The sequence below is a fragment of the Granulicella sp. L56 genome (assembly GCF_009765835.1).
GTDB lineage: Bacteria > Acidobacteriota > Terriglobia > Terriglobales > Acidobacteriaceae > Edaphobacter.
The window spans coordinates 2,150,251-2,169,062 of the sequence record NZ_LMUS01000006.1 but is presented as its reverse complement, the minus strand read 5'-3'; the positions used below and the strand labels follow the sequence as shown (position 1 = coordinate 2,169,062).

The following is an 18,812-nucleotide window of genomic DNA, read 5'->3' as shown; positions in this document are numbered from 1 at the left end:
GGAGACAGTGTGGACAAGAAGCAGGTGACGCGGCGCGAGCTTTTACAGGGTTCGGCTTTGATTGTGACGGGATCAGCGATAGCACCGAATGCGATGTGGGGACAGACACGCTCTCCGGTAGCCACGACAACGTCAGGCAAGGTTCGCGGATTCGTTCAGGATGGCGTGAACGTCTTCAAGGGAATCCCGTACGGAGACGACACCGCGAAGCGACGGTTTATGCCTGCGGTAGAGCCCATAGCGTGGACCGGGGTGCGCGATGCGCTCGCCTTTGGCCCGCAGGCTCCGCAGCCGATTCACGCGCGCAGCGGACGTTCGGCCTTTTCTCCGCTCGATGAGGCCAACCCGCTGAACAGCGAAGACTGCCTGCACCTGAATGTATGGACCGCAGGGTTGCGCGATGGGCGCAAGCGCCCGGTGATGGTCTACATCCACGGCGGAGCCTATAGCAGCAGCTCCAGCAACGGCCCAGTCTACGACGGCATTCGTCTGGTCAAGCGCGGCGATGTCGTCGTCGTGACCATGAACCATCGTCTGAACCTGTTCGGCTATATGTACCTCGCAAAGCTGGGCGGTGCGGAATTTGCCGACAGCGGTAACGCAGGCCAGCTTGACCTGGTGCTGATGCTGGAGTGGGTGCGCGACAACATCGCCGAGTTTGGCGGCGATCCGTCGCGGGTGATGATTTTCGGACAAAGCGGCGGCGGAGCCAAGTGCGCGACCCTGATGGCGATGCCCGTGGCAAAGGGCCTCTTCCATCGCATCGTGACCATGAGCGGCCAGCAGTTGACTGCGAGAACTCAGGAGCACGCTACAGAATCGGCCGAGGCTGTGCTCGCAGCCATCGGCCTGTCGCGTGCAAATCTCCAAGACATTCGCGATCCCGAGAAAGTACCGATGGAAAAGCTCGTCTCTGCCATGCGTGCAGGCAAATACTTTGGCCCTGTTCTCGACGGTCGAGCCTTGCCAAGAGACCCGTTCTCGCCGGATGCGCCTGCAATCTCTGCAAACGTTCCGATGATTCTCGGCAATGTCCACGATGAGACGCGCTTCCTCATCGGGAGCGGCGACCCCTCGCTGTTTTCTCTCAGTTGGGAAGAACTGCCGGTTCGATTAGAAAAATACCGCTCCTTTCTCGGAGACCTGAAGACAGCGGACATTGTGGCGGACTATCGCAAGTGGTATCCGGAGTACTCACCGAGCGATGTCTTCTTTGCTGTAACGACGGCCTTTCGTAGTTGGCACGGCATGGTGATCGAAAGCGACCGCCGCGCCGCACAGCACGGCGCTGGATTCCAAGCGGGCCAAGGCCCGACATGGGCCTACAACTTTGCGTGGAAGTCGCCCGTGGACGGAGGCAAGTGGGGCGCGCCGCACACGATGGACATCCCATTCGCCTTCGACAATATAGAGATCGCAGCCTCCATGACCGGCGGAGAAGCCGATGCCCAGAAGGTAGCCGACCAGGTAAGCAATACGTTCATTGCCTTTGCCCGAACAGGCGATCCCAACAATAAGGCGATCCCCCACTGGTCTCGCTATGAGTTGGAACACAGGCCGACGATGGTCTGGGATTCCGTCTCACGCGTTGAAGATGATCCTCGCGGCGAGGAAAGAAAGCTGATCCATCAGGCTCCGTATCTTCAACCGGGAACTTAAGCATTTCCTGTTTCGATAAAGAAAAAGTCATCTCAGCCGAAGCTCGCTTTTGCTTCCTCAACCGCACGTCATCTCGACCGAAGGCGGTGCTTCTTGCCGCCGCAGTGGAGAGACCCCTGTATTTAGTCGTTGCTTGTTTTAGTCTGTGGCTGCTTCAGAACATATCCAGAAACAGCACCGACCGAGAGAGTAGATCAGGTAAGAGCAAAACAAAATACAGGGGTCTCTCCACTACGCCACGCGATAAAACTGCGCAGCTCCGGTCGAGATGACGTTCCAGGTTTTCCGGACAGCTTTTAAATGAAACCGGCTGGACGCTGCTTATCGCAACATCCAGCCGGTTTGAATTAGCTGCAATTACTCGCTCGAACCCTTGCGGGGGCGGCGATTGGCCTGCAATACCTTCTTGCGCATACGAAGCGACTTCGGTGTGACTTCGACAAGTTCGTCGTCGGCGATGAACTCGATGCACTGCTCGAGCGTCAGGTTCTTGAACGGCACGAGGCGGACAGCATCGTCTGAACCCGAGGCACGCATGTTCGACAGCTTCTTCTCGCGTACAGCGTTGACGTCGAGGTCATTGTCGCGGCTATGTTCGCCGACGATCATGCCCTCGTAGAGTTCTACGCCGTCGCTGACGAAGAGCACGCCGCGATCCTGCAGGCCTTCGAGCGCGTATGCGGTCGTGGTGCCCTGGCGGTCGGAGATGAGGGCGCCGCTGACGCGCTGCGGAATTTCACCCTGATAGGCGATGTAGCCGTCGAGGATTGAGTTCATGATGATCGTGCCGCGCGTCTCGGTCAACATTTCAGACCGGAGACCGATAAGCCCGCGCGAGGGGATGCGGAACTCCATGCGGACGCGGCCTGAACCGTGGTTGATCATCTTCGTCATCTCGCCTTTTCTGGGTCCGAGACGCTCGATGACGGTGCCGACAAAGTTTTCGGGAACGTCGATCGAGAGATGTTCGACCGGCTCCATGACTTCGTCGTTGATACGTTTGGTGACGATCTCGGGACGGCTGACCATCATCTCAAAACCTTCGCGGCGCATCATCTCAATGAGGATGCCCAACTGAAGTTCGCCGCGGCCAAGCACCTTGAAGGAGTCCGGCGAACCGGTGTCCTGCATCTTGAGCGAGACGTTGGTCAGCAGTTCCTTGTCGAGACGGTCGCGCAGGTTGCGCGAGGTCACGAACTTGCCTTCGCGTCCGGCAAAGGGGGAGTTGTTGACGTTGAACTGGATGGCGATGGTGGGATCGTCGATGACGATCTGCGGAAGCGGCTGGGGATTTTCCACGTCGCAGAAACTTTCGCCGATGGTGATGCCGGGGATACCGGCGATGGCAACGATATCACCCACCTGCGTCTCTTCGATATCGGTGCGCTTCAGGCCGGAGAAGCTGAAGAGCTTGGTGATCTTGTGCTTGGTGAAGGTACCGTCGAGCTTGGCGACGCTGTACTCCTGGCCGGTGCGCATCGTGCCGTTGAAGACACGGCCGACGGCGAGACGACCGAGATAGTCGGAGTAGTCGAGATTGGTAACGAGGATCTGAACAGCTCCCTCGGGGTCGCCGTGAGCAACCGGGATCGTGGTGATGATCTGCTCGAAGAGAGGCTGAAGATCGGTGCCGGGGATCGCAGGATCGGTAGTCGCGGTACCCAGCTTGCCGTTGGTGTAGAGGACGGGAAAGTCGAGCACGGACTCGTCGGCGTCGAGGTCGATGAAGAGGTCATAGACCTCATTCAAAACTTCCTGCGGACGGGCGTCGGGGCGATCGATCTTGTTGATGACGACCATTGGGGTCAGCCCGGCTTCGAGAGCCTTCGAGAGCACATAGCGCGTCTGCGGCAGGGGGCCTTCCGAGGCATCAACCAGCAGAACGACGCCATCGACCATCTTGAGGGCGCGCTCAACTTCGCCGCCGAAGTCGGCGTGACCCGGGGTGTCAACGATGTTGATCTTGTTGTCGTGATAGTAGAGAGCGGTATTTTTGGCAAGAATGGTGATGCCGCGCTCTCTTTCGAGGTCGTTCGAGTCCATGACGCGGTCGGTGACGGCTTCATTGGAGCGGAAGGTGCCGGACTGGCGAAGCATGGCGTCGACGAGGGTGGTCTTGCCATGGTCGACGTGGGCGATGATGGCGATATTGAAGATGGGCTTAACGGCAACTGCGGTAGAAGAGCTCACTGCGATGTATGTCCTGTCTGTGCGCTGGAGGATGGGACGAAGATGGAAATGCGCGTCAATATAAGTCTACCGCAGGCGGACGATAAGCGGATAGATATCCGATGAATCGCGATTCGGCAAGAGGTATCCCAAAGAGAGAGCCTGAAGCCGGATGTAACCGGTAAATGTAGGTTTATCTGGTTACATGTAACCCCTAAAACCGTACTAGTCCGGTTACATCACTCATCAGTCCAGCTTTTCGAGTAGCGGCTGGTAGTAGCGCGTCTCAGGAGAAGCGCAGCCCTGGCAGAGAATTCGACCGTCGATCTCGATCTGGCGGTCGTAATTGATGCCTTCGCCACAGAGAGCGCAAGCAATGCGAAGAGATTTATAGCCGGGCAGCTCGCGGGCGTGCATTGGAACGTGAACCCATTGCTCGCTGAAGAGGTCTTCGTCGGGCAGCTCGCGGTAGGCAAGCATCTGCTGCTGGTTCTTGTTTTCGATGTGGGGATAGAGGTCGCGGGCGCGCTGCTTGGACGACTCTAAGGCAGAGATACGAATGGCTTTATCGGTCCTTAGATCGAGAAACGTCGCCGCCATCTTGCCCCAGTCGCGAAACTTGAGTGCGCGCTTGCCCAGGCGGCAGCCCGTGACCACCGCAATCGCATCCGTGGCGCAGCGGTCGATCTCAACGAAGGTGACGAGGCGCTTGCGATCGGCTCCCTTGGGGTCGTCGATGCCGAGACGCCGGCAGCCGAGCATGGCCATGCGGACGCCGAGGATCTGCCCGGCGCAGAGATGGCCGTGGGCGATCTCGGCTTCGCGGAGGAGCTCGTCAAAGGTCTGCATGGGGTGATGATAGGCGGGATGCGCTCCATCGACAAAGCTCGGCAAGCAGCAACGTCTTGCACACGGCAGCGCGGCGGGGGTATTATCCGAGGCCCGAGGGCTGCCTATGAGTGAATTGACCACAACAGTCGGCACAGTGCTGCGGCAAAAGGCGGGAGAGATCTGGTCGACGACGCCGGATGCTTCCGTGTATGAGGCCATCGTGATGATGGCCGAGAAGCAAGTGGGCGCTCTGTTCGTGATGGAACATGGGGCGCTGGCCGGCATCATCTCGGAGCGCGATTATGCGCGCAAGGTGATCCTGCAGGAGAGATCGTCGAAGGAAACCAGGGTGCGGGAGATTATGACCTCTCCCGTAATCTCCGTCTCGTTGCAGCACACGGTAGGCGAGTGCATGCGCATGGTGACCAACCATCGCATACGACATCTTCCGGTCGAGGACCGCGGCAAGGTGGTGGGAATGGTCTCGATCGGCGACCTGGTGAACTCCGCGATCTCCGAGCAGGAGGCGAGAATCCGCCATCTTGAGGCTTATATCTCGCAGTAGCGAGGCCCGAAACAGACAAGAGCGCGGGATCGCCCACAGGGGCCACCGCGCTCTTTTGCATTCTGGACGGCCTAGAACTGCTCGTCGGCCGATGGCCCGTAGATGGCCGGAACGCTGGCTTCGTTGAGGCGGAGGTAGACGGTGAGCTGTCCGCGATGGTGGGCGAGATGGCTGAAGACGGAGTCCGTAATTATGACGTGGCGGGGCGCCTCGCTGATGGTTTTGCCACCCATCTTGAAGCTCCAGGACTTGAGGAGATGTTCTTCGGTGGTGGCTTCGAGCGATTTGCGGGCCTTGGCGACGCCTTCATCGAGAAGCTTCAACAACTCGGCCGTGGTAGCAACCGGCTTGGTCTTGAGATCTTCATTGCGAGGGTCGTCGAGATTGAGCTCGTCCGTCTCGATCATCATCGATACCCACCCGTGCATGGTGGCGACGAGCGCGGCCAGTAGACCGAGTTTCATGGACTTCTCGTGCGGCTGCCAATCGTTGCGGCCTTCAGGGGTACGCTCGATTGCTTTGCGGGAGGATGCTGCTTCGCGATCGAGCTGGGCGAGAAAAAACTCTTTCAGTTCCATGTAGATCTCCTTGAGATTGGTTCTGCGTTGCTTACATGTTGAAGACTAAAAGTGCATATATGACACCTACTGTCATAATTAGATCCGCATAATAAAAAAGTTCGTTTAGCCCGCCAAGGAGGATTGCAGCGTGAAGGCCAGTCGTCTTATGTCTGCGCTGATGCTGTTGCAGGCGCACGGGCAACTTAGCACGCGGGAGTTGTCGGAGCGGCTTGAGGTCTCGCAGCGAACGATGCATCGCGATATGGAAGCCTTATGCATAGCGGGAGTGCCGCTGACAGCGTTGCGCGGAGCACAGGGCGGCTGGCGGCTGGAGAAGGGCTGGCGCACACAGGTTCCCGGGCTGGACGAGCCGGAGTTGCGCGCCCTGCTGATGGCACAGCCACGTGCGCTGGGCGATCCACTGCTGGCTGCAGCGGCGGAGCGTGCGTTCGGCAAACTGATGGCTGCCCTGCCCGTCTCTATGCGCCGTCAGGCCGAGGCGATGCGCGAGCGGCTGCATGTAGACCATACCGGATGGCACCCTTCGTCCGAAGACCTGTCGATGTTGCCCGTAGTACAGGATGCAGTCGCGAGGGATTGCAGGGTGACGTTCGACTACACACGTGCCGATGGCGAAACAGCGGCGCGAACAGTCGATCCTCTGGGACTGGTGGCCAAGGGTTCGACCTGGTATCTGGTGGCACGGACGGCGAAGGGGATGCGTACCTATCGCGTCTCTCGAATGCAGGCAGTGACGGCGCTGGCGACAAGCTTCAAGCGTCCGGCAAGGTTTAGCCTCGGCAGATATTGGAGAGAATCTACCGCTCGATTGGAGCAGGCGCGGCGGACCTATGAAGCCACGCTCCTGATGGCTCCGTCTGCGGCAAGCTCACTAAGCCAGTGGCGCAATCCTGTCTCTGCCGAACAAGCCGTAGCGAAGAGATTAATTCCAGAGGGCTGGCTTGCTCTACGGGTTGGATTCGAAGGCGAAGAGCAGGCGCGGTTCATTATTCTGGGCTTCGGGCCAAGGGTGCAGGTGGTTGAGCCGGAGGCGTTGCGCGAGCGTGTGTTGGCAGATGCTCGCGCAATCGCCGGAGCCGACAGCTAGTATGTTGCCAAGCTGACGCGTAGCACCTGCGGAGCCGAGGTGAAGTTCAGGCCGTAGTCCGTCTGATCGCCGTTCCAGATGCGAGTGAAGTGCCAGTCATTGCCCTGATATTCCCCCTCTTCGACTTTTACGAATTGGCGTTGCTTCGACGAATCGGCTGACTCAAAATCGACTCGGGCATGGACGGCAGTGACGAGAAACTCGTCTGGGCCAAGCTGCGCGACCATCGCGCCTCCATCGGCTGGCGTGTTGCCGGGCGGCACTTTGCCGTTGCCGAACTGAGGCAGGCCATACGACACAACCGCCTTCCATTTACCGAAGTCCAGCGTCTGCGTGTGGACGGCAGGGTCTTCGGAGACCGCCTGTAGCTTTCCTTCGAAGTTCAGCCGAGCAATAACGCTGTCCATGGGGCCGAAGATGCTGTAGTTCAGAGCGAACTGTGCCAGCGCATCGTCATCGACGCGCGTAGCTCCTATGGGAGCGTTGACGTAGCCCGTCGTATCCATGCCGAAGGGCGAAAACCCGATAGCCTGATGCCCCAGCGCCGCGAAGAAGTAGCGGGCATACTCCGGCGAGTTGCCGGTCTCAGGCACGAACATGGGATTGTCGGCACGGTGATAGAGTTCGAGCACCCTGGTATACCGCGCATAGTCGGGCATGTAGATGTCGGGCGCGAGCAGATCGATCGCCGGAGCCGCGGCCTTCCAGATGGGAATGACGTTGTCCGTCGGGCCGCCAGTGTCGTAGGAGCCGGGCTTGCCAGGGTGAAAGGGGTCGCGGAGCGCCGCGTTGACGTACATGGGCAGCGGGTAAACCGCCTTCCCTGCTGCGGCTACCTCGCCGATGTAATGAGCGATGGACCAGGCGTGGAAGAACTCGTCGGCGTTGTCGCCGAAGACCTGTTGCCAGCTTCCGGGCTGCTTCTGCATGGCTTTGAGCAGAGCGGCGGGGACCTGTCCGTCAAAAAACTTCTGGGCCTCGGGCGAGAAGTCGCGCACGCTGCCGTAGGTGCCGGACTCATTTTCTACCTGGACCATGATGACGGTGTGCTCGGGATCGGCGGCCTTGAGGTCGCGCATCAGCTCGGTGAACGCTGCGCGATCGGCATCGAGGCCGACCTGCGAGTGCGGTGACAGCGAATCGACCTTGTGGCCCTCCGCGTTGACGACGTGCGGCACCTGGGCCTCATCGAGCTTGATGAAGGGCGGCGTGTAGTGTCCACTGCCATTCTTCCAGGTGCCAAACCAGAGCAGCACAAGATGGACGTGATGCTGACGGGCCTGGTCGAGAAGCGTGTGCAGTACAGAGGGATCGAAGTGTCCTCGCTGCGGCTCGAACTGCTCCCAGTAGATCGGAACTTCCAGTGTGTTCAGGTACAGCTTCTCAACCGTGGGCCACACCTTCGGCAACATCGCGGGCCATGCGCTGGAGTTGTTGACCTGAGCGCCGAGCATCAGGAATGGCGCGCCATCCACGAACAGGGCGTAGCGCCCATCTTTCTGGACGATGCGAGGCAGAGAATCATTCGGGCGGGACTGTGCGTGGAGTTCGAGAGGGCCGAAAGTAGAGGCGGAAAAGATCAGAAGAAGGGATGCAATGCTGAAAAACCGGCTGCGTTTCATGCAGAGCATTGTCTTCTGTGGTTGACAATAATGTCCAGCTATAAAACGATTCAGTTAGCTTCGCGACCTTTGGCTCCCGCTATCTTCAGAGCTTCGTCGATGGCTTTGCGAGCGCGCTTTTCTCGCGACTCCGGGCTTTGGTAGTAGAAGATTCCGAACAGGTGGCCGCGCCGCTGCACCGGCGTCATCGCCTCCCAGCCTGCACGCGCTTGTGGATAACGCGTGAACTGCATCTGCAGAATAGGCGGAAGCTCGCGCTCGCCTTCCATGGCCAGCATCATGCGCTCGGCAGTCTGTTCGGCGCGGCGAAGACGGGCTTCAGGGCTTTTAGGACCGTTAATGTTGCGAGCGATGTTATCGCGGGCGGAGACGCTCAGTTGCTCGTACCACTTTTTGAGTGAGCCATGCTGCTTGAGGAGCTTTGTCAGTTCGGGTGGGATGGATGCCCTGCGCTCTTCGAGGTCAGGCTCGATGGCAACCTCGACCATGCTGCCCACCGCAGCGCCTGCGCCCTTCTGCATCTGCCGGTTGACCAGCAGAAAGTGGCCGTCCTGGGCAGATCCGAAGAGCGAGGTGCGAAAAGCAAAGCCGTTGACCGTGCCTTTGACATGAAGCCGGTTACGCGTCTTCCACGTCTTAGCGACGTCGAAGGGCAGCTTGACGATGACCCAGTTGAGCTTGCTGTACGGTTCGAGCAGACCACGAAACTTCTTGCTTGTGCTCATGGGACGGTGCCGACTCCGCTAGGGAATTTAATATTGACGGCTGAGTGCGCGGTGGATCTTCTGGTCGGTCTTGTACTGGCTCAGGGCGTAGACCGCCCAGATGGTCGCGGGAATCCAACCAAGCACGGTGATCTGCAACACCAGGCAGATGACGCCGGCGAAGGGGCGGCCGATGGTGAAGAAGGTCAGCCAGGGAAAGAAGAATGCGATAACAAGTCTCACTTGCGGACCTTTCGTCTGAATTTCGTCCGCTTGCGGCGGACTGCGCTACAGCGATGTTACCGCTGATGGAGTGAGATACGCATCTGGGTGGCGATTAGTTCTCGTCGGAGTTGTCGCCCTCTTCGACCAGCGAACTGGAGCCGAGCACATCGTAGGTAGTGGCCTCGCCGCTGGTCGGCTGGAGGGTAACGCGCATGGGCAGGCGCTGCCATTTGGCTGGTTGGCAGACGGGGATGAAGTGGTTCGCCTGGGGCCATTCGCCGATCTTCTTCTGAACAACGGCTTTACGCGCTCCAAGCTGGGCAACGACGGCGAAAAGACCGCCCCTCGCCGTAGTGGCGATGCCGCAGTAGGCGGCGTAGTCGCGGAACCAGACGGCGTTGGAGACGGTGGAGTCGAAGTCGGGCAAATGCAGAGCGGTAACGTGGCCGCTGACGCGGTCGACCATCAGCCAGGGGCCGGGCTCCCACACCCAGCGCGGGGCGGAGTCGGTGGGCAGCGCGTCGTTGAGGCGCAGGGCGCGGCGGACGGTAAAGGTGCGGTCGGTGACATCGTGGATCTCGCCGGTGGTCCATTCCTTTTGACGGTCATCCACATAGAGGGCGCGGACATGCAGGGTGGAAGACTCGTCGGACTTAGTCTCGGGCGTGGCGTCGGTGGGGACGTAGGGAACGTGGCGGCTGGGGCCAAGCGTGACGGTGTGAACCTTGGGCGCAGCCAGAAGTTGTGCGGATGGAAGCGCGAAGACGAACAGCAGAGATGCGGGCAGATATTTGCGAAGCGCAGAGAGATTCAAGGTCGGGCCTGTGTTTTGAGATTGCTGCAATATAGAACTTTCAAAGTGCTGCCATGCTAATTCGTGGGATGCTCTGTGCCGTTTTAACCTGCCTAACACTTTTGGGGAGTGGAATAAATGGGACGATATCCGGAAGAAAGGAACGGAAGGCCGGGAAGAACCTTCCGAGTCAACGGAAGGCGCGTAAAATCTGTGGATTTCGTTGCCGTTGGCGACGTTATGCAGGCGAAATCCAGAGTAGTATCGTGGAATGAATGCGTGCTGCCGTCGTGGTGGCGCGTTCGATAGCTCGCGGCGGGAATATTTAAGCAGTACGAAAGGACAGAGACAGATATGTGGAAACCGAATCAGCCCGGAAGCAATAGCCCTTCAACTCCCGAACCAGTGCGTCCGACTCCGGCAGCAAGCCCGAACTACGAGGCCAGCCCGACGCGGCAGGCGAGTGTAGGCAGCGCGACGCCAGCCTCGGCGGTGCCCACGGGCGAGCAGGCGACGATCGGCAAATCCCTCATCGTCAAGGGAGAGTTGTCGGGTTCTGAATCGCTGTACATCGACGGCAAGGTAGAAGGCGCCATCAATCTGCCCGGCAATCGCGTCACTGTAGGCCGCAATGGCCAGGTCGCGGCCAACATCGTTGCCCGCGAAGTAGTCGTTCTGGGCAAGGTGCGCGGCAACTGCCAGGCGAGCGATCGCGTGGACATTCGCAGCGAAGGCTCACTGACCGGCGACGTCATTGCAGCCCGCATCTCCATCGAGGATGGCGCGTTCTTCAAGGGCGGCATCGACATCCGCAAGCCGGGCGGCACGGACCTCAAGGGCGGCACGGCGACCAGCGCTGCTCCTGCTTCCGAGCCCGTAACAACTCAGGCTTAAGCTACAACCGTACGTTTTCAGAATGGCCTCGGCTTGCGCCGGGGCCATTTTGCGTACAGTTCTCTTATCTTTCGACTCGCACCATTTTTACCGACAACACCCTGCCCGCCCTAGACTGACTTCTCGTCGCCGTGGAGATCTACCTGGAAGCCATTTCAGAATAAAGAGCAGCAATCGCGGCCCTGGCAAGTCTGTATCCGCTTACAGAATGAGATGGCTATCCACCATTCGTATGTCATCCGATTGAAGGAAGACACCCGCTTCAAATCTCATGATAATCAGGTCGTTAGTCTCATTGACTCCGTCAGGATTAAAGAAAGTCAGGGTATGTTCATCGAAACTTTGCCTAAGGGCTTGGCATGTGCGCTCGTTGCTTTAATGGTGGGAATGCCATCTGCAGGAATGGCTCAGGCAACCGAACAGACCATTCAGACGCCATTACAGGATGGAGGAATTCCTCGGGCGCATCAGGGGGGATCTGCCACTGGCGGACAGTTCGCTCCCATACTCGACTCCGAAAAACGGCCGATCACAGAGGGCGGCTTCGTGAAGACGGGGCCGATTGTCTTTGAAGACATCTCGAAAAAAGCAGGCCTTACTGTCTGGACCCACAAGATGGGGACTTCACAGAAGCCCTTCATCCTGGAGACCATCGGTTCCGGTGTGGCGTTGCTCGATTATGACAATGATGGCTGGCTCGATATCTATCTTGTGAATGGCTCGACTTACGATGCGGAGGATGGAAAAGCCGAACCTCCCCATGCTGCGCTGTTTCACAATAATCATGACGGCACGTTTACCGATGTTGCCGCCAAAGCAGGCGTGACCAACGATCGCTGGGGCTTTGGTGTCGCCATCGGCGACTACGACAACGATGGCTGGCCTGACATCTATGTTTCAAACTATGGGGAAAACCGCCTTTACCATAACAACCACGATGGCACCTTCACGGATGTAGGACAGAAGGCCGGTGTAACTCTCGGCAACTGGTCTACAGGAGCGAGCTTCGGCGACTATGACGGCGACGGGCATCTCGACCTCTTTGTTCCCGGGTATGTCCACTGGGACGCAAAGCATCCCATCGGCGCTGGCTCAGACAATGTTAACAATGGGTTCTGCGAGTTCCGCGGCGTGCATGTCATGTGCGGCCCGCGCGGTCTTCCCGGTGAACCGGACCACCTGTTTCATAACAATGGAGACGGGACTTTCACCGATGTAAGCGAGAAGGCCGGAGTCAGCGATAAGAACAAAAATTATGGATTTTCTTCTACCTTCGTTGACGTCAATAACGATGGGAAAGTAGATCTTATCGTTGCGAATGATTCGACACCAAACTACCTCTATATCAATAAGGGCGATGGGACCTTCGACGATGCAAGTTTCTATTCCGGCTTTGCGCTCAATCAGGAAGCCCGCGAAACAGCATCCATGGGACTTGCCGTCGGGGACTATCGCAACAATGGATTAGTCGATATCTATACCACTACATTTTCCGATGACTACAACACACTCTTTCGTAATGAAGGCGATGGGAATTTCTCGGAGATTACTGCAGGCGCAGGTATAGCCAGGCTCACTTATCCATTTTTGGATTGGGGTACAGAATTCATCGATTACGACAACGATGGATGGAAAGACATTATGATGGTCGGCGGCCATGTCTATCCTCAGGCCGATCATCATGACTGGGGAACGTCTTTCGCGCAGCGGCCTTTGCTCTTTCACAATGTGGACCTGGGTAAGAAGTTCGAAGTCGTTCCTGCAGTAGAGGGGACTGGTCTTGCCGATGTCATTCCCGGCCGAGGAGCAGCCTTCGGCGATATCTTCAATGATGGAAAGATTGATGTCGTCATTAACTGCATCGACCACACGCCTGTCCTGCTTCGCAACGTCAATGCCGACACCCACGCATGGGTAGGCATTAAGTTGATCGGGGGACCGAAAAGCCCGCGTGACGCCGTTGGAACTACCGTATATCTCACTGCGGGAGGCATTCGACAGCGTGGCGACGTGATGAGTGGTGGAAGCTTTGAATCGTCGAATGACCAGCGCCTTCACTTCGGCTTAGGTCAGGCAACCACGGTGGACTCTGTCGAGGTCCACTGGTCAAGTGGAGCAGTGGAACACATCAAGCTTCCGGCAGTGGATCGCTACTTTGTGATTGAAGAAGGCAAAGGCCTCGTGCCAAGCGTCTATGACGCGATCGCAAAAGGTGCAACAGCAGTACAGACCACCTCTCACGCGGCCAACTAATGCTGACCTATTCTGAACGGAACGATGACCTATGAAAACGGCGAGGAGATTAGGCGTATCGATTGCGAGTTCAGCCGCAGTTGCCCTGTGTTTCTTTTCAGTATTTGCTAAGAGCGGTTTGACCCAGGAAAGTCCGCGAAAAGATTATTCAGATAAAGTCAGCGCCACCTATAACTACCGCTTTGGTAAAGAACTGCCTTTTGCTCCGGGAAATCCTCAGATCGAAGGCAATGAGTTTATCCAGCCGGGAGCTTTTCCAGATGCCACCTACTGCGCTCACTGTCACCAGGAGGCCTATCACCAGTGGCGCCAGGCGCTCCACTCGAACTCTTTCCGCGAGCCGTTTTACAGGACCAGCGTAAATCTCCTGATTAAGACCAAAGGCATTGAATACTCTCGCCATTGCGATAGCTGCCACAATCCTATCGGTGTGTTGAGCGGTGGGCTCACGCAAAATTCGCAGGTCGACCGCAAGTTCGACCAGAACGGTTTGACCTGCACTGTTTGTCACTCCATTCAGGCAGTGCGCTCGACGAGCGGCAATGGCGGCTTCGTCATGGGCGTCCCATCGGTAATGGTGGATGAAAAAGGAAACCGTATTCCGGGTGAAGTTCCGTACAGCGAGATCATGAGTCACACGGATCGCCATGTACGGGCCGTGATGAAGGACCTCTATCGGACCCCAGAGTTTTGCGCCGCATGCCACAAGGCAAACCTTCCGGAGCATCTCAACGACTTCAAGTTTATAAGTGCCTTTACCACTTTTGATGAATGGCAGAACTCCAAATTCTCGCACAGAAACCCGCTGACTTTTTATTCTGGAGATTTCAAAACCTGCCAGGCCTGCCACATGATGCGCGCTCCCAATACTCTTCCAGATTACGGAGCAAAACATGGAACCTTCGCATCGCATAGCTGGACTGCCGGCAATACAGCAGCGCCTTTTTACTATGGCTTTGATGAGCAGTTGGAAAAGACTGTCAGATTTCTTCAGACTGGGAACTATCTGAACGTAGATATCTTTGGATTGAAAAAGGCCAATACCGAAACATTAATTGCGCCGCTCGGTTCTGTTCCTTTCAGTATCGGGCCAAACGATGTTCTAGATGTCTATGTTGTTATTCAAAATAAGAACATAGGGCACTCACTTATTCCAGAAGTTCGTGACCTCTACGAAGCCTGGGTCGAATTCACGGTGAAAGATGCCAGTGGTAAAGATATCTATCACAGCGGCTTCCTTAAACCCGATGGCTCACTGGACGAGCGGGCGCACAGCTTCACCAATCGGCCCGTCGATAAGGATGGCGAGTTTGTCGATAATCACCAGGTCCAACTTATCCATTCGGTCGCTTATGACAACACGATCGCGGCAGGAAGGTCGACGATTGTCAGGTATCAATTTCGTGTGCCTTCCAACATAAGCGGCCCAATCACCATCACTGCAAAGGTCAACTATCGCCATTTGCGGCAAAGCTATTTGAACAATGTATTGGGCAAAGATCATCCGGCATATCCCGTGGTGCAACTTGCTACACGCAGCCGGACGCTGAATATTGGAGAGAACCAGCCGGAGAAACCCGATGCCAATGATAATCCTGACTGGATGCGATGGAATAACCTGGGCATAGGCTACCTTGATGCACTGCAATATTCTTCAGCAGTTCAGGCCTTCGGCGAAGTCGTCAAACTAAGGCCGGATTATGCCGATGCTTATACCAATATTGCGGTCACCGAAATTCCCTGGGAAAAGTACGAATCAGCGTGGGACAACATACAAAAATCCTTATCGCTAAGTCCTAACAATGCGCGTGCGCTCTATTATGCAGCGCTACTGGAACGAAGAGCCTCACACCCGAAGGAGGAGTTGGACGATCTATTGGAAGTAGTAAGACAATATCCTCAATCCCGGGATGCACGACGAGATCTGGGTATTACCTATTATCGTCAGGGCAACTATCACGAAGCGATGACTCAGTTTGAAGCATTACAGGCAATTGATCCCGATGATCTTTCAGCACACTATAACCTGTCTATTCTCTACCACCGGATGGGCATGATAAAGCAGGCCAAAGAGCAACAGGCATTATTTGTAACAGAGAAGATTAACTCGAATGCTCGTACATACTCTCTTGGATATCTCCGCAGTCACCCTGAGATTTCGACTGAAAGCATACCTTGGCACCTTCACACCGACCTTGCCGACGTCACTAACGGTTTCACTCAAACAGCACAGAAATAAAGAGAAGCTCCTCGATGTCACGATATATAAGCTGGCTATTGTTATTAGGCATTGCGATGGTTCCTGTAACAGGCCGTGCGCAGACCTCCTGCCCATGGTTGAATAACGCCACTGCTTCCGGCGTGCTGAATGCCGCTGCGAGTTTGAAGATGCAGAGCACTGCAGACAATGGAAGTGTTTGCCTGTTTCAATACCAGGAAGGCTCCACGGTATATGACCTTCAAATCGTAGTACACGACATAAAATCTGCCCCCGGCGAATCGACGGCTGATGAGTCTCGTTGCCGATCCCATGCAACTCTCCTCAAGGGAATTGGTAACGAAGCGATATTGTGTCCTGTCAATTCTGAAGACCTGTATGGAGAGCAGGTGATTGGCCGTGTCCGCGACAAAAAATTCATTGTCAGCGTTGGATCAAATTTGAGGATGAATCGAGCGGTGACTCTTGAGGCGCTCCAGCTAAAGGCAACAGGTATTGCAGAACAGGTAGCTGGTTCTTTGTTTTAGGCAGAAAAGTTTAGTGTGTGAACATTCATTGGCAATTTTGACGTCGTAAAGAAAAGGCTTGTGTCATGAGATTTATTCAGAGTGCAGTAATAGCTGCAGCACTTGTTGTTTTGAATCCAATGTCCCGGTTTGCTCAGCAGGCGCAAGTCAAATCAACGGTGCCTGTCATTACGATTCATGCCCGGCGCTATGAGTTTAGTCCGGCGAATATTATCTTGAAGCAAGGACAGCAGGTGAAACTGGTTTTCGTTTCCGATGATGTTACTCACAGTTTGGCCGTGGCCGGCCTTGGACTCGAAGTACGCATCAAGAAAAATCACTCCAGCGAAGTGCTTCTCACACCATCTAAAGCTGGTAATTTTGAAGGCGAATGTTCAATATACTGCGGAGCAGGTCACGATAGGATGAAGTTAGGAATTCATGTCGAAAAATAAGTTTTACGGAACTTAATCTTGATGATGGCGAGGGCTTCTATATTTCGCCGGAAGCATCAGAAAAATAATTGCTCCTTATTAGCTCTATAGAATTTTCTATTTTCAGTGGCAATCAATGCTTATGATGAATCTACTCAACTCCGGGACATTGAGATCGCAGGTCCAATTGATATGGATGTCGGGATCTCCACGCGACCCAATGATACGAATACTGCTGGCAGCCAGTGCAGGCAATCGACATGTATATGAAGGCATAGCGCTATGGTCTGCCTATCGAGATTGGCTGGGACATTTCCTGGACTCCCCTGATACAGAGCAGGAGCTGCGCGGCCTTAAGAAGCTGCTGGTGAAAAATAAATATGTACTGCTTCCAGGGTTGAATATCCCTTCCAGCGACTTATCCATTTACGGATTGCAGCGCGTAGATGAATAGCAGCCATAGACTGTTATCCCCAGGGAGTGGGCGTGCTTCTATGCGGGCGAACAAAGATATTCACCTAGTGGGACGTCACTAGAAACATAGTTACCTCTCGAATGATTGCTCGCGAATCATCTTGTACCTGCTGGTCATACTTCAACAGTAGGGCCCTCTCCTTATCGGCCAGTGCGGGCTGATGCATGTGTGCATACGCGCGCGCCAGTCGATAATGGACCGCGGGGAAAGCAGGCCGCAGTTCGACCGCCTTGTTCAGATTGACTACGCTCTCGCTCCATTGCGATCGCTCCTGCTGTAAGGTTCCGAGCTCATAGTAAGCCTCGGCAATCCTGGGATCGACACGAATCGCCTGTGCCAGCAATCGTTCCGCGTGATCAAGCGTATCCTTTGCATCCGGGTCCGCATTGTGCAGGATGTTTGACGCTGCATACACCGCTACTTGTGCGTTCGCAGGATGCTTATCTGCAAAATCGATCATCGTGTCGCACTGCACAGCGCCACTCCATCCCAATGCAGAACAGCTCTTTCCCAATAGATCTCCATAACTTTCATTATCGGGATCGAGAGACAACAACACGCTGAAGGCTGCGGCCGCATCGACATAGTGCTTACTTCCATAAAGCGCAATTGCTTGCGCCAGTTGCAATCTTCTGCTGTCAGGGAAGTTCTTCACGCCATAGGTGGCGATCTCGATTGCCGGTTGCCAGGTCCAGTGGCGCAGCAATTCAAGGGTCAGCGCATAGACATTCTGTTCACTCGGATTCAACTTCACCGCCGCCTGCATGTGATCTGCGGCTTCTTTAAATTGCTCCTGCTTCTCCGCGGTCTCGCCCCATAACGACTCAACAGCCTCATTTCTTTGCCCGGCGGGAATTTGCTGAAGTACCTCTAACGCCGATGCATCCTTTTGGGACTCATGCAAAGCCAATGCCCAGTCGTAGCGAACGTCCATATTGGCAGGATCTATCGCCGATGCTTTTGCAAATGCATTTGCCGCTGCTTGCGGCTGCTTATCTAGAAATAATGCATGGCCCAGATTGGATAAGGTCTGGCCATTCTTCGCATCGAGCATAGCCGCCCGCTTCAGAACCTGCACCGCAGCCTTGACATCGCCCACCTGCAGATACGCTGCGCCCAGGTTAGCCTGCGCTATCGTATTTTCTTTCTTTGCGTTTGCCGCATGTTCCAGATAGGGGAGGGCCTGCGCGAAGTTACCGTCACCGGCATAGATCAGCCCCAGAGCTTCATTTGCCGGAAAATTATCTGGATATTTTGCCGCGAGCCTTTCCAACTCCGGTACCGCGGCTCCTTCATTGCCTCCGTTGTAGGCAGTAAGTGCCTGCGAGAGTGCCGTTGCATCTCCAGCTGACATAACAGCGGTGTTTCGAGCAGCCGTTTGTGCTGCACCAGACACAGTGATGAGACAGCAGAAGATCAAAACGACATGCGCCGGCAAGGAATCATTCATCATGGCAGCAACTCTCTGGAGCTGTTTCTCCCTTACCGGTTGGCATATTGCGACAAGGGATACTCTACTACGTTCCAGGGTTGAATCTGGCTGCGTAATCGCTTTCCCCATACCAGAGAATTAGCAAACTATCCACCTTAAGGAGGATGACATCGCCGTCAATAACAGCCGGCAATTATTTCTTGACAAGACCCATCCGCTCTGCAAAGCTTCGTGTGGCGTTGAATGGATTGTTTAGCGGTTACATAAGGGATTTTTGCCGATTTCATAAACTTTTCAGTGCCAGAAACGCCATAGTATCCGCTGTTCCGCATTATTTCCAGGGCCAGATATCGGAAGCAGAGAA

At 55.8% G+C, this 18,812-nt stretch carries 16 protein-coding genes; 8 read left to right on the top strand and 8 right to left on the bottom strand.

The genetic code is table 11. The features are described 5' to 3' along the window. Positions 1-9: 9 nt before the first annotated feature. Complete coding sequence (locus tag GSQ81_RS16810; RefSeq protein ID WP_254060260.1) at positions 10-1,659, top strand: carboxylesterase/lipase family protein; 1,650 nt, start codon at positions 10-12, stop codon at positions 1,657-1,659. Between the two features lie 357 nt (positions 1,660-2,016). Here the strand turns inward: GSQ81_RS16810 and typA are convergent, their stop codons facing one another. Both typA and GSQ81_RS16800 read right to left on the bottom strand, forming a co-directional pair. Next, complete coding sequence (gene typA, locus GSQ81_RS16805) at positions 2,017-3,849, bottom strand: translational GTPase TypA (RefSeq protein ID WP_158911788.1); 1,833 nt, start codon at positions 3,847-3,849, stop codon at positions 2,017-2,019. 225 nt (positions 3,850-4,074) lie between these two features. Beyond that, complete coding sequence (locus tag GSQ81_RS16800) at positions 4,075-4,722, bottom strand: FmdE family protein (RefSeq protein ID WP_318523738.1); 648 nt, start codon at positions 4,720-4,722, stop codon at positions 4,075-4,077. 61 nt (positions 4,723-4,783) lie between these two features. Between GSQ81_RS16800 and GSQ81_RS16795 the strand changes: the two genes are divergently transcribed. Then, complete coding sequence (locus GSQ81_RS16795; RefSeq protein WP_158911787.1) at positions 4,784-5,224, top strand: CBS domain-containing protein; 441 nt, start codon at positions 4,784-4,786, stop codon at positions 5,222-5,224. Positions 5,225-5,295: 71 nt separating this feature from the next. On the opposite strand, the gene GSQ81_RS16790 is transcribed toward GSQ81_RS16795, so the two are convergent. Continuing rightward, positions 5,296-5,802 (bottom strand): DinB family protein, encoded by a 507-nt coding sequence (locus tag GSQ81_RS16790; protein WP_158911786.1) that lies wholly within the window; start codon positions 5,800-5,802, stop codon positions 5,296-5,298. 130 nt (positions 5,803-5,932) lie between these two features. Here GSQ81_RS16790 and GSQ81_RS16785 point away from each other — a divergent pair, with 130 nt between their 5' ends. Then, positions 5,933-6,892, top strand: coding sequence for a YafY family protein (locus GSQ81_RS16785; RefSeq protein WP_254060259.1), 960 nt, complete (start codon positions 5,933-5,935; stop codon positions 6,890-6,892). Here GSQ81_RS16785 and GSQ81_RS16780 read toward each other — a convergent pair. From GSQ81_RS16780 to GSQ81_RS16765, 4 genes are all read right to left on the bottom strand, one after another. Beyond that, positions 6,889-8,514: a DUF5597 domain-containing protein gene (locus GSQ81_RS16780; RefSeq protein WP_158911785.1), complete on the bottom strand. Its 1,626-nt coding sequence runs from the start codon at positions 8,512-8,514 to the stop codon at positions 6,889-6,891. The two genes, GSQ81_RS16785 and GSQ81_RS16780, sit on opposite strands and share 4 nt — an antisense overlap. 50 nt (positions 8,515-8,564) lie before the next feature. Continuing rightward, positions 8,565-9,239 (bottom strand): YdeI/OmpD-associated family protein, encoded by a 675-nt coding sequence (locus tag GSQ81_RS16775; protein WP_158911784.1) that lies wholly within the window; start codon positions 9,237-9,239, stop codon positions 8,565-8,567. Positions 9,240-9,266: 27 nt separating this feature from the next. Further along, complete coding sequence (locus GSQ81_RS16770) at positions 9,267-9,461, bottom strand: YqaE/Pmp3 family membrane protein (protein ID WP_158911783.1); 195 nt, start codon at positions 9,459-9,461, stop codon at positions 9,267-9,269. A 94-nt stretch (positions 9,462-9,555) separates the two neighbouring features. Continuing rightward, entirely contained in the window at positions 9,556-10,257 is a 702-nt protein-coding gene (locus tag GSQ81_RS16765) for a hypothetical protein (protein WP_158911782.1), read from the bottom strand. A 333-nt stretch (positions 10,258-10,590) separates the two neighbouring features. On the opposite strand from GSQ81_RS16765, the gene GSQ81_RS16760 reads away from it, so the two are divergent. From GSQ81_RS16760 to GSQ81_RS16740, 5 genes are all read left to right on the top strand, one after another. Continuing rightward, positions 10,591-11,130 carry a polymer-forming cytoskeletal protein gene (locus GSQ81_RS16760; RefSeq protein ID WP_158911781.1) on the top strand — a complete coding sequence of 180 codons (540 nt, stop codon included), beginning with the start codon at positions 10,591-10,593 and terminating at the stop codon, positions 11,128-11,130. A gap of 402 nt (positions 11,131-11,532) precedes the next feature. Next, a complete protein-coding gene (locus GSQ81_RS16755; protein WP_254060258.1) occupies positions 11,533-13,383 on the top strand; it encodes a CRTAC1 family protein in 1,851 nt (616 codons plus the stop codon). 31 nt (positions 13,384-13,414) lie between these two features. Further along, positions 13,415-15,622, top strand: coding sequence for a tetratricopeptide repeat protein (locus GSQ81_RS16750; RefSeq protein ID WP_158911780.1), 2,208 nt, complete (start codon positions 13,415-13,417; stop codon positions 15,620-15,622). Positions 15,623-15,636: 14 nt separating this feature from the next. Then, positions 15,637-16,128, top strand: coding sequence for a hypothetical protein (locus tag GSQ81_RS16745; RefSeq protein WP_158911779.1), 492 nt, complete (start codon positions 15,637-15,639; stop codon positions 16,126-16,128). A 65-nt stretch (positions 16,129-16,193) separates the two neighbouring features. Continuing rightward, positions 16,194-16,562 carry a cupredoxin domain-containing protein gene (locus GSQ81_RS16740; protein WP_158911778.1) on the top strand — a complete coding sequence of 123 codons (369 nt, stop codon included), beginning with the start codon at positions 16,194-16,196 and terminating at the stop codon, positions 16,560-16,562. A gap of 497 nt (positions 16,563-17,059) precedes the next feature. Here the strand turns inward: GSQ81_RS16740 and GSQ81_RS16730 are convergent, their stop codons facing one another. Next, positions 17,060-18,577 (bottom strand): tetratricopeptide repeat protein, encoded by a 1,518-nt coding sequence (locus GSQ81_RS16730; RefSeq protein WP_158911776.1) that lies wholly within the window; start codon positions 18,575-18,577, stop codon positions 17,060-17,062. Positions 18,578-18,812 lie beyond the last annotated feature (235 nt).